Origin of the sequence: Hymenobacter profundi (genome assembly GCF_019334315.1) — a bacterium.
GTDB lineage: Bacteria > Bacteroidota > Bacteroidia > Cytophagales > Hymenobacteraceae > Hymenobacter > Hymenobacter profundi.
In genome coordinates this window covers 1-11,241 of sequence record NZ_JAHWGL010000131.1, presented here as the reverse complement: position 1 = coordinate 11,241, position 11,241 = coordinate 1, and the positions used below count along the sequence as shown (strand labels likewise).

Annotated in this window: 9 protein-coding genes; 3 read left to right on the top strand and 6 right to left on the bottom strand. The window is 58.4% G+C overall.

Going from position 1 to position 11,241, the window contains the following annotated elements; all coding sequences use genetic code 11:
- Window positions 1-105: 105 nt before the first annotated feature.
- From KYK14_RS20080 to KYK14_RS20070, 3 genes are all read right to left on the bottom strand, one after another.
- The gene (locus KYK14_RS20080) at window positions 106-837 is read right to left on the bottom strand and encodes a (Fe-S)-binding protein (protein WP_219161455.1); all 732 of its coding nucleotides are present in this window, start codon (window positions 835-837) and stop codon (window positions 106-108) included.
- A 186-nt stretch (window positions 838-1,023) separates the two neighbouring features.
- The gene (locus KYK14_RS20075) at window positions 1,024-2,484 is read right to left on the bottom strand and encodes a TlpA family protein disulfide reductase (protein ID WP_219161454.1); all 1,461 of its coding nucleotides are present in this window, start codon (window positions 2,482-2,484) and stop codon (window positions 1,024-1,026) included.
- Between the two features lie 117 nt (window positions 2,485-2,601).
- Window positions 2,602-3,444, bottom strand: coding sequence for a hydroxymethylglutaryl-CoA lyase (locus KYK14_RS20070; protein ID WP_219161452.1), 843 nt, complete (start codon window positions 3,442-3,444; stop codon window positions 2,602-2,604).
- A gap of 119 nt (window positions 3,445-3,563) precedes the next feature.
- On the opposite strand from KYK14_RS20070, the gene KYK14_RS20065 reads away from it, so the two are divergent.
- Both KYK14_RS20065 and KYK14_RS20060 read left to right on the top strand, forming a co-directional pair.
- Window positions 3,564-5,051: a hypothetical protein gene (locus KYK14_RS20065; RefSeq protein WP_219161450.1), complete on the top strand. Its 1,488-nt coding sequence runs from the start codon at window positions 3,564-3,566 to the stop codon at window positions 5,049-5,051.
- 43 nt (window positions 5,052-5,094) lie between these two features.
- The gene (locus KYK14_RS20060; protein ID WP_219161449.1) at window positions 5,095-6,447 is read left to right on the top strand and encodes a M23 family metallopeptidase; all 1,353 of its coding nucleotides are present in this window, start codon (window positions 5,095-5,097) and stop codon (window positions 6,445-6,447) included.
- A gap of 268 nt (window positions 6,448-6,715) precedes the next feature.
- Here KYK14_RS20060 and KYK14_RS20055 read toward each other — a convergent pair whose 3' ends face one another.
- The 3 genes from KYK14_RS20055 to KYK14_RS20045 form a co-directional block, all read right to left on the bottom strand.
- Window positions 6,716-7,312, bottom strand: a complete 597-nt coding sequence (locus KYK14_RS20055; RefSeq protein ID WP_185283522.1) for a hypothetical protein — start codon at window positions 7,310-7,312, stop codon at window positions 6,716-6,718.
- Between the two features lie 174 nt (window positions 7,313-7,486).
- A complete protein-coding gene (locus tag KYK14_RS20050) occupies window positions 7,487-8,212 on the bottom strand; it encodes a hypothetical protein (RefSeq protein ID WP_219161448.1) in 726 nt (241 codons plus the stop codon).
- Window positions 8,209-9,972, bottom strand: coding sequence for a S8 family serine peptidase (locus tag KYK14_RS20045; protein ID WP_219161446.1), 1,764 nt, complete (start codon window positions 9,970-9,972; stop codon window positions 8,209-8,211). The genes KYK14_RS20050 and KYK14_RS20045 overlap by 4 nt, the downstream gene beginning before the upstream one ends.
- Window positions 9,973-10,250: 278 nt before the next feature.
- On the opposite strand from KYK14_RS20045, the gene KYK14_RS20040 reads away from it, so the two are divergent.
- Window positions 10,251-11,057 (top strand): OmpA family protein, encoded by an 807-nt coding sequence (locus tag KYK14_RS20040; protein WP_185283519.1) that lies wholly within the window; start codon window positions 10,251-10,253, stop codon window positions 11,055-11,057.
- Window positions 11,058-11,241: the final 184 nt, after the last annotated feature.

Here is an 11,241-nt window from a genome sequence, read left to right as displayed (position 1 = left end):
AGAACGACTGTCGTACTAACGACTTGTTCACACGTGAGAAGGTCCTTCGCAAGACTCAGGATGACACCCGTTTTCTGTCTATTTATCTATTGCTACCGTTGCTCTCTACCACCCACTAGCCAGCACATCGGCCACGTGCAGGGTTTTGATGGGCTTTTTCTCGCGTCGAATGTAGGCGTCGAGGTGCATCAGGCAACTGGTATCGGTGCTGATGAGGTAGTCGGCGCCGGTGGCCAGGGCATGCTCTACCTTCTGCTCGGCCATGGCCACGGAAATTGCCTGAAACTTGACGGCAAACGTACCCCCGAAACCGCAGCAAGTCTCCGTTTCGGCCATTTCCAGGCGCGTGAGGCCCTGCACGCTATCCAGCAATTGGCGCGGCGCCTCCCGAATGCCGCACTCGCGCAGGGCCGAGCAGGAATCGTGGTAGGTGTACTGGCCGGGTAGGGCAGCGCCGGGAATGGTGGTGATGCCCAGCACATCTACCAGAAACTCGGTCAGCTCGAACACGCGCCGTTGCAGACCGTAGTACTGAGTTTGCTGGGGCGTACCATCGAACAGTTCGGCGTAAGTGTTGCGCACCATGCCCACGCACGAGGCCGACGGGCTGACCACGTAGCGGCCCGGCTCGTTGGGAAAATCCTTCAGAAACTTGGTGGCTACCTCGCAGCTTTCGGCCTTGAAGCCCGCATTGTAGGCCGGCTGGCCGCAGCAGGTTTGGTTGCCGTTGTAGTGCACCTCGCAACCCACGGCTTCCAATACCTTCACCATGTTGAGGGCCGTGGTAGGAAAAAGCTGATCAACGAAGCAAGGAATAAAGAGGTCGACGGCGGGCATAGGATGTTTGGCTGTTGGCTACTGGCTGCTAGCTTTTCCACTGCGAAACGGCAGCTGAATCTGGAAAAGAATAACAATGCCCTGCAAAGGTAGGGGCAGCCAGGCAATGCAAGCGCTTATGCTGTCTCGTTTGTCTTCTACCGAAATGCTATCAACTAACAGCTAGAGACCAATAGCTAAGAAAACTCACCGCGCCAGCAAATCGGCAATGAGGGGCTTTAGCTCGGGGTCGTTGGGGCGCAGGGCGTCGGCGTAGCGCACGATGCCGTACTTATCCAGCAGCACGTAGCGCGGAATACTGTTGACAGTGAAGCGTTTCAGAAAGCCAGCCGTGGTAGGACTAGCGAAATGATACTGCTCCCGCACGCCCGCGAGAAACTTCTTGCCGGCCTGCTGCCACGCCTGCTTGTCTTTGTCAGTAGAGAGCTGAATGACTACTACCGGCTTGCCCTGGTAGTGGCGGCGCAGCGCTGCCGTGGCGGGAAATTCCATGATACAGGGTGCGCACCAGCTGGCCCACAGATCGAGGTAGATGACTTTGCCCCGGTGACGGGCCAGCAGCGCGGCCAGCGTTTGGCGAGTGCCGTCGGGGGCTACCAAGGTATCATTGGTAGCCATCTGCTGGTTGGGCATCACCAACGTGAATTGATCCTGATGGGTGAGGCTGCGCACGAAACGGCTTTCCGGCATCACCCAGGTGCGGTAGTCTTTCAGCAGCGGGCTGATAGGGCGGTGCATGAATTGGGCATCTTCTAGTATTGAGTAGCATACCCATTCTCGCTCCAAGCCTTTGTATTCTCGCTTCGCGGCAGCATACTGCCCGGCTGTGGTAGGTGGCTTATTTACAAGCAGCGCTACATAAATAGCAAAGCCCTTTAACGCCTCCAGTCGCTCGCGCGAGGCTGTGGCTGGCAGCAATTGCATACTTCGCAATAGCCGTGTGTACGCCCGCACCGAATCCTGGTACGCTGCCGGAAACGAGGGTATCATCGTCTTCTTGTGCGTGGTATCAGTCAGGCGGGGTACAGAGGGATTAGCGGGGTAGAGCGCGTGGTAGCTTATACCCTTGAGCAGGTAGATGAAGGTGCGAAGCTGCAACTCCCGCGTCAGGGTAGTAGCTACCACCGGCCGGATGCCGGGCCGGGTACGTACTATGGCCACCAGGCTGTCGCCGGTGCGGCGCAGGCGCTGCCAGTAACACATGTATTCCTCCAGGGTAGGCGGCATCCAAACGAGGCTGTCACTCTGGAAATGCACGCTTCCCCAGTTGCTCAGATCACCCAGGCTGAATGCCCCGCGCCAGAGGTCATAGTAGGTTTGCAGTTCAGCGGGGTATTTACCAGAAAAGGAATACTTCGTAGCTGCCTCATTATATCGGATGGTAATAATATCGCCGGGCATCACCAGCAGTACCGGCTGCTCCTGCGGCTTATCCAGATCCATGTAAAAGTAAACGGGTACCGGCAGATAAGAATTCTCATCGAACGTGATGCGCAGCGTGTCGCCGGGTTCTACTGAGTGGTTTTTCGAGTGGTCTTTGCCTTTTTGCAGAATATCAGGCCATGCAGGGTGGATAGCGTCCCCATCTTTACTAGCAATCAGCAGTGCTTCCAGCCGTTGGGCGTAGCTGCTAGTACTAGCAAACAAAGCACAGACTGCAGCGAGCAGTAGAATTCGACATATCAGCATAGCGTAATAGATAGTTGTGAATCAATTGAGTATCTCACAACTAACGGCTATTACCTGACAATCAATATAGCCCGCTTAAAATACTTGCCCGGCCGCTACCTGTGCTTCCCGAAAGGCCTGCATATTCAGGCCCAGCGCCTCGCCCTGGGTTTGCAGGTAGGCTACTAAGTGCTCGGTGGGCATATTGCCGGTTAGCTCGTCTGTGGCCATGGGGCAGCCGCCGTAGCCGCCCAGCGCCCCATCGAAGCGGCGGCAGCCGGCGTGGTAGGCGGCGGCTACCTTTTCCTGCCAGGCATCGGGCGTGGTGTGCAAGTGCGCCCCGAAGGTGATGTCGGGGAAAGCCGGAATCAGGGTTTCAAACAAGGGCGTGATGGTGGCGGCTGTACTCACCCCAATGGTATCCGACAGGGCCACAATGCGCACGCCCAGCGCCGCTAGCCGGCGTGTGAACTCCGCCACAATATCCGGGTGCCACGCCTCACCGTAGGGATTTCCAAAACCCATCGACAGGTACACAACTAACGTTTTGCCTACCCGCCCGCACAATGCCTGCATCTGCGCTACCTCTTCCAGGGCCTCCGCAATGGTTTTGTTGGTGTTGCGCCGCTGGAAGGTTTCGGACAGGGAAAGCGGGAAGCCGAGGTAGGCAATTTCGGAGAAGCCAGCCGCCGTTTCGGCCCCGCGCAGGTTGGCTACAATGGCCAGCAGCTCGGTGGGCGAGTTGCCGGTGTCGAGGCCGGCCAGCACCTCGGCCGTATCGCGCAGCTGCGGAATGGCCTTGGCTGATACAAAGCTACCGAAATCCAACGCCGAGAAGCCGACGCGCAGCAACTGGTTGAGGTAGGCAATTTTAGTGGCCGTAGGGACGAAGTCGGCCAGGCCTTGCATGGCGTCGCGGGGGCATTCAATGAGTTGCATGGACGGTGATACGTGGGTGGGGGTAGGTATACGCAAAAGTACTACGAACCCGACCATCGACTTCGGCCCTGTTGCCTAGAACTAGGATATACGTGCTGCTGCGCCTAGCTTCGTGGCCTATGTATACTATTGGGCCGATGTGGAAACGCTCTTTATTCAGCGTACTTATTGTATTCGTGCTGGCCTGGCTGGGCCGTTCTTTTTATCAATACATGCAGCTTCCTATAGATGGCGACCTGGCCGCCATCGTGGTACCATCGGGGTGGTATGCGCGGGTACTACACGACCCATTTGGGTGGGCCGTGCTTACGCATGATGCCATGTATGCCGCTCCTAACCGTTTTTTCGCGCATGTGCTGCTCAACCAATACTTTCGGCACGTACCCGGCTGGTTGCAGCACTTCCTTGCTCCCATCCAGAGCGTGTATGTTGCCATCGCTCTGTTGAAGCTGCTCACGCACCTGTTGCTACTCTACTTGTTGGCTGTTTACGCCACGGGTGCCAGCAAGCTGAATCATCGAGGGCTGTGGCTGGTCATGGCGCTGTTGCTCCCTTTGTTTCAGACGGCAGGCTACAACCTCCAGATGGGCATCATTGACCATGCCACTACTTACGCCGCGTTTTACGCCCTACCTATGGCACTACTGCTGTTACTGCTATTGCCTTTTTATAGGGCCGCACAGCACGGCGTATGGCGGCCACTCCGGTGGGTTGAGCTAATCGCCTTGATCGGCCTGACGATGGTAGTAGCCTTCAACGGCTCCGTTGTGCTAGGGGCAGTGGCCGTGTTGCTACCTGGCATTGTGCTCTATGCGCTTCGCCGCCAGGCGCAGGTAGATAAGATGTTTCTATGGTCTTCCTGGCAGCCCATTTTGCTGCTCAGCTTGCTGGGCCTGTTGTGCGTCTACTCGTTGTACATTGGCCTTAACAACAGCGAGAATCCTACCGTACTACCCTCGCTGTGGGAGCGGTATCAGCGGTTGCCACTGGGTTTTTTCCGGCAGTTCACGGTGAAGTTGGGCATTCCTCTGTTACTGGTCATGCTCCTGCTCAATGCGCAGCTGATTCGGCGGGTACTGCCAGCTACTTCCGAGGGGCAGCACCTGCTCCGCGGTCTGCGCTGGCTGGCCCTATTTGCCCTAGTCTATATTCTGCTGCTTCCACTGGGCGGCTACCGCCCCTACCGGCCGCTGCTGCTCCGCCGCGATACGGTGCTACCCATTATTCTGGGCATGGTGTGCCTATACGGTGCCTCCTCCTACTACGTGTGGCGCTACCTACCCATGGGCCGGCTGCGGGTAGGCTACATAGTGCTCCTGGGTGTATTCTCTGCTATCTTTCTGAATGCCGACCGGCTGCACATCTCGCCGGTTGATAACAACAACTGCGAGCAACAGGCGCTATCCTATCTGGCCCACGCACCAGCCGGCGTAGTGCAATTGCCGCAAGCGTGCCCCGTTTTGAGCTGGAACGTGGCTACTGATCCCGCTCAGACCACCGTACAGGCGCAGCTACTCAACTTGTGGGGCATTACGCGGGGTCTCACAGGGTACTACCAGCAACCTCCGGACCCAACTCAGCAGTTGCTCCCTACCCCACCGAACTAGTTTGGGACGCGGGAAGTTGAGAGGAAGATTTACGTCTTCCTTCATGCTCCTATCCTCCGCACACCGCTTTGCTGCCTGGCTCTTTCTGCTTATTTTAGTTTCTTCCTGCGGCAAGCAGCAAACCCTGCAAGGCATTTTCAACCAACCCCGCACCCCGCACGAGGCCTACGCCCGCCAACTGCACCAAACCCGCCTCGACGAAACCGCCCTGGGCCGCGACTGGCTGCAAGCTGCCGACCAGGCCCTGCGCGATTCGCTGGTCGTGACGCTACCTTTTCAGGAATCCGGCATTTTTCGGGCCGATAAAGCCTCCGCAGCTGCATACCGCTACGCCGTACGGGCCGGCGAAACCATTCGCGTGACGCTCACCCTAAGTCCCGGCACCGATGCCCGTGTGTTTCTGGATGCGTTCGAGCTGAACCCCGACCGCCCTACCCCTCAGCCCATCACCTCGGCTGATACCACGGCGCTTACCTTCAGCTACGACGTGAAAGACGACCACCAGCACCTGCTGCGCGTGCAGCCCGAGTTGCTGCGCGACGGCCGCTATACCGTTCGCATTCAGCGGGCGCCTTCGCTGGGCTTTCCGGTGAAGGGTAAGAGCGACGTGGCAGTAGGCAGCTTTTGGGGCGCCAACCGCGACGGGGGCAAGCGCCGCCACGAGGGCATCGACATCTTTGCCAAACGCGGTACGCCTGCCGTGGCCGCCGTAGATGGCTACGTGACGCGCACCGGCGTAACCAACCTCGGCGGCAACGTGGTGTGGCTGGCCGATGCTGAGCACGGTCAGCACATCTACTACGCTCACCTCGACAAACAACTCGTGCAGCCCGGCCAGCAAGTACGCCAGGGCGACACGCTGGGCCTGGTAGGTAACACTGGCAACGCCCGCACCACACCGCCTCACCTGCATTTTGGCATCTACCGGGGCGGACGCGGGGCTGTAGACCCCTACCCTTTCATTCGCCATGCCGATGCTACCCCGGCCGCGCCGCGCACCAAGACAGAGCGCCTGGGTGAGTGGGTGCGTGTGCAGGATAAAAGCACTGATTTACAGTACAGTCCCGCAAAGAAAGCCGGGCGCGTAGCAGCGTTGCCCCGCCACACTCCCCTATTGGTGGTAGGCAGCCAAACTGACTGGTACCGTGTACAACACCCCGATGGCCAACTGGGCTACGTGGCGGCCCGCGCCGTGGTACCCACTACTACGCCCCTACGTCGCGAGAGTCTCACCCGCTCCACCGACCTCCTGGCTACTCCCCTCCCCACGGCACCGATGCTGGACACCCTACCCGCCCAAACCAAAGTAGCTGTGCTGGGCGAATTTGGTGGCTACCAGCTAGTACGCGCCGCCAGCGGCAGCCTGGGCTGGCTGACAAAAACGCCTGCTTCCTGATGAACAGTTAGCTGTTCAGATACGCTTGGGACCGCATAGCAGCCGAAGGTTTGCAAAAGATAACTCAACAATAAACTCAGCAACTTCATCTTTCGCTCATGCGCCACGCTCTACCTTCGAGCCGGTGATTGGAGTACAGCGCGGCATATTCTCTTCGGAGGGTGTGCCGCGTTTGCGTTGGCGGCACTTCAACTTAGTGCTGCTCAAAACACAAAAGCCGCCCCGCAGTGTATGCGGGGCGGCCTTTGTGTATCAATCTTGACAACAACTACTCGGCAATAACGACGGCTTTGCCCAACGTTTTGGCGTAGGCAATACGCCGCTCACGGCCGGTATTCGAGGTATAGTCGAAGCCCACGGCTTTGGTATCGGCTTTCACGGCGCGCCAGTTTTCGGCATCTACGTTGGCGGGCTGGGTAGCGGCACGCGGCACAGCCGGCTGCGTAAACCGGTCGTCGGCAAAGAAGGTGTTCATGGCCTGCAAAATCGCAATTTCCTTGGCGCGGGTGGTAGCTGCCTGCGGGTCTTCCAGGTTGCGGGCTTCAATGAGGGCAACGGCCGGAATCATTTCCTTACGCAACGTATCGCCGGTGCTGGTCAAGATGATGAAGCGGGCCTGAGCGTTCAGAATCTTCGCGCCTTGCAGTTGCAGAATGAAGTTATCCTTGGTTTTGGCGCTGGAAAAATAGTGCGTAGTGCGCACCGTGTTCAGAATGCTGCGGGTGGTAAGGCGGTTGCTTTCCGTAGGCGGCGAATACACTTTGTCGGCATTCTTGGAGTTTCCTACCTCGCGCTCGGTATTGATGCAGGAAGTGACCTGGAGCAACAAAGCAGCGGCGACACCGGAGAGAAGAAGTTTTTTCATTGTGCGGCCGTGGCCAATTAAAATCATGCGGCAAGATACGCGGCTGACTCGCTTCACAAATCAACCCATTGCGCCCGACCGCGAATTTTATACCAGAATTAGTGGTAGGGCGCGTTCTTTCCTGCCTTTCTTATACGCACTAGGTAATGCCAGGGTCACACGCACAACGCATTCTTACAACCAGCTCAGCTCCAGCCCAAGCGTCCAGCGAGGTAGCTCGGGGTAGCGCGTTTGAGCACTGGAAGTGAAAGTATCGGCCAGGCGGTAGCGGCCTACCAGCGCAAAGCGCCCAATACCGGCGCGGGCGCCCACGCCGTAGGGCCAGCGCCGCACGTAATCCAGCCCCCGCTCCGACACGCGCTGCTTACGGGCGCCATTCGGACCAGGGCGGTCCTCGTAGAAGTGCGCGCTACCCATCACCCAGCCGCCCCAGCCCAGTAGGTCCACGTAGCGCCCAATGGCGTTGCCGCGTCGGCCGTAGTTGATGCGCACAAAGCCGTGGGCCTGCGCCTGGTGCAGCGCCAGATACTCTGTATGGTGCTGCGCAGAAGTGGGCAGCACTTTCTGGTCGTTCTGACGCAGGTAGTACGCCAGACGGTCGTAGCGCAGATCGGCGCCTAAGGATAGCGTTTGGTTCAGGCGCCACTTGTTGCGCAGACCCACAAAGATGTCCGCCGAGCGGCCGTATTCCAGCTCTGCCCCCGTACCGGCCGAGGGCCCCACCACGGCCGCGTAGCCGAAGTAAAAATGATTGTAAAAAGCCCGGTTGGGGCCATAGTTCTCGTAGGTAGTATCGTTGGCGACATTGGCGCGCAGTAGTATTCGTTGTGCCTGGGCGACGGGTAGCCACCAGACCAGCAGCAACCCCAGCAAGCCTACTCGTTTCAGTACCAGCATCATGGCGCAGCAGTGTAGGTTTGCGTGAAGCCCCGGTAGTGCACGCGTAGCATGTCACCGGGCTGGACCAGGCGCAGGGGCACTTCCAGCACGGCCCGCTGAGTCACATCGCGCACCTCGTAGCGGCGCAGCACGCCCTGGCGGTTGGCAATGTGCCAGTAGAGGTAGCGCGGCGGCTCCTGAAGCACGGGTTCCTCTTCGGCGGGTGTCTCGGGGGTAGGCACGGTCGATTCCTTCCCCAGAGCGGGCACTTCGTTGGGGCGCGCGGCCGGCGTCACGGCCCGCACCGAATCGGCGTAGAGCGGTAGCGTGCGCGCGGGCACCGTTGCCGCGGCCACCCGAATGACAACGGCCACCACCGAATCGTGTCGCACAAAATCGAAGGTAGGCGCCGGGGTTGCCGCCAGGCCAGACGGCGCCAGCAGAGACGCAATTTGCGGACGGCCGTAGCCGTGGGCGTAGTCATAATACGGATATAATTCCCCTGCCTTTTCCAACTTTCGAAACACCTCCATTGCTGTGAGCTGACGCTGTTGCTGCCATACACACGCCGCCAGCCCTACCATCAGCGGACTGGCAAACGAGGTTCCCTCAATGCGCTCATACCCACCGGGTGCGGCCACCAGGGCTGTGCCGAAAGCCACCACGTTGGGCTTCAGCCGCCGGCCGGCGCCGGGGCCATAGCTGCTAAAGTCGCTGTGCAGGTACGTATCAGGGTCGAGTCCTCCGACGGTCAGCACCGAGTCGCCGTCGGCGGGCGTACCGATGGTGTGCCACTCTTCGTCCTCACCGTCGTTGCCGGCGGCATTCACCACCAAGATGCCTTTGCGCGCCGCCATTTCGGCCGCGCGGGCAATCAGGCTGATGTAGCCGTTCATCTGCTCGGGAAAGTAGCGGCGGTTGGTGTACCCTAAAGAGGAGTTGATAATATCGACGCCTTGGCGGTCGGCCCACTCGGCGGCGGCCAGCCAAGCTTCTTCCTCGGCATATCGCTCCCGAAACATCTGCTCGGTGCGGGCCAGCAGAAACTCGGCACCGGGGGCCAGGCCCAGGTAGCTGCCATCGGGTAGGGCGCCTGCCACGCAGGACAGTACCTCGCCACCGTGGTTGGCTCCGTGGTATACGTTGGGCTGACGTTTAAGAAAATCATACGTCGCCACAATGCGCTTTTCGGTGCGCAGGTGCTCAAACGCCGGGTGGCTGTCTACCCCATTGAAGCCCGCATCGAAGATGGCAATGCGAAGGCCGCGGCCGTTGAGGTGGGCCCGGCGGAGTTGCACGGCGCCCAGACTCTCCGTCTGACGACGGGCCAACTGGCGGTTGACGGTCGAAATCTGCATAGAAGCTCCTTCCGCTGCTGTGGTGTGCGCTGCTAGTTGTAGCTGACGTTCCGGCAACAGCGTCACGCTGAGCACGCCCGGCAACCGGCGCAGTACCTGCGCCTGAGCTGGCGTAGCCCGGCACACTACCCCATTCAACCACCGGCTCACCAGGGTCACCGAGTCAGCAGTGGCAGAGAGGGCGTGCAGGTAGGCCGGGCGTACGGGGTAGTCGGTGCTATCAGCCGTGGGCAGATGCTGACGCACACGTCGGGCTAGTGCCGCTGGGACGAAATAGGCTTTAGGATTAAAATCAACGCCTTTTTTATCGCGCAACTGCACCCAATAGCGGGTGGTGGGTGCCTGCGCCTTTCCTGTCGAAGGTAGCCATACACCTACCCCCAACAGCAACTGGCAACACAAGAAGTAAATGCGTTTACTCACAAAGTTCAAAAGCCAAAACGAAACGAGGCGTAAGGTACAACGCGAATGGCATACCCGTTGGCCAAGAACGAATGCATCATCAGTCAAGATTAGCGCATCTGTAGATATTCATTTTTCCTACTATTATTGCTGATGGCCAACTGCTCTATGCAACTTACCTTTCCCGGAAAAGCACAATATATCATCCCGGCCAGAGTTTTTGCGTATACAACACAGTTCGCCAGTAAGCCCAACGGTAGCCGGCCTATCACTTTGTTTATCCCCTGAATCTTAAATACATGACCTCTCCTCTTTCCCGTGTGGCATTGACTGCTCTTCTGGGCGGCACCCTCTTGATTGCCCCCGGATGTAACAAAAAAGAAATTGCTGCCCTTCAGCAGCAAAACCAAGAATTAACCCGTTCGCGGGAGCAATTACAAGCCGAAAAAGATGCGCTGGCTCAGGAAAAAACGCGTTCGGAAGAAGAATTGCGCTCCAGCCTGCTCAATAAAAACCAGCAGGTAAGTCAGCTCAACGAGAACCTGGGCATGACGCAGCAGCAGCTCAAGGAGCGTGAGGCTCGCATTGCGGAGCTACAGCGCGTGCTAGACGAGCAGCAGGAGCGGGTGCAAAATTTGCGGCAGCGCGTAGCCGACGCACTGCTAGGCTTCAACGCCAATGATTTGCAGGTGCAGCTCAAAAACGGCAAAGTATACGTATCGCTTTCGGAGCAATTGCTGTTCAAATCGGGCTCTACTAAGGTGGACCCCAAAGGTCAGGATGCCCTTAAAAAGCTGGCAACCGCGCTGCAAGGCAACAAAGACGTGAACGTACTAGTAGAAGGCCACACCGACGATGTGCCGATTGCCCGCGGCACTGCCGGTATGCAAGACAACTGGGACCTGAGCGTGCTGCGTGCCACGGAAATTACCCGCCTGCTCACTACCAACGGCCTCAACCCCGACCAGGTAACCCCCTCGGGCCGCTCGAAATATTTGCCGATTGTAGCCAATAATTCGGCCCAAAACCGTGCACTCAACCGCCGCACAGACATCATTCTGACCCCAAAACTGGACGAGTTGTTCCAGATTTTGGAGCAGAATTAGAAAGTGGTGAGGTTGTACAGTGGCGAAGTAAAAATACGGCTGTCATCCTGAGCGGAGCGAAGGACCTTATCACGTTAGAACGACAAGCGTAACAACGACTTGTTCTAACGTGATAAGGTCCTTCGCTCCGCTCAGGATGACAGCCGTTTTGCTATTCACTATTTCACAACCTCGCAACTTCACC

Bases quoted from the DNA above. Each gene is read 5' to 3' on its own strand.
- KYK14_RS20080 (WP_219161455.1), bottom strand. From the start codon at position 837: ATGCCCGCCGTCGACCTCTTTATTCCTTGCTTCGTTGATCAGCTTTTT.
- KYK14_RS20070 (WP_219161452.1), bottom strand. From the start codon at position 3,444: ATGCAACTCATTGAATGCCCCCGCGACGCCATGCAAGGCCTGGCCGAC.
- KYK14_RS20065 (WP_219161450.1), top strand. From the start codon at position 3,564: ATGTATACTATTGGGCCGATGTGGAAACGCTCTTTATTCAGCGTACTT.
- KYK14_RS20060 (WP_219161449.1), top strand. From the start codon at position 5,095: ATGCTCCTATCCTCCGCACACCGCTTTGCTGCCTGGCTCTTTCTGCTT.
- KYK14_RS20055 (WP_185283522.1), bottom strand. From the start codon at position 7,312: ATGAAAAAACTTCTTCTCTCCGGTGTCGCCGCTGCTTTGTTGCTCCAG.
- KYK14_RS20050 (WP_219161448.1), bottom strand. From the start codon at position 8,212: ATGATGCTGGTACTGAAACGAGTAGGCTTGCTGGGGTTGCTGCTGGTC.
- KYK14_RS20040 (WP_185283519.1), top strand. From the start codon at position 10,251: ATGACCTCTCCTCTTTCCCGTGTGGCATTGACTGCTCTTCTGGGCGGC.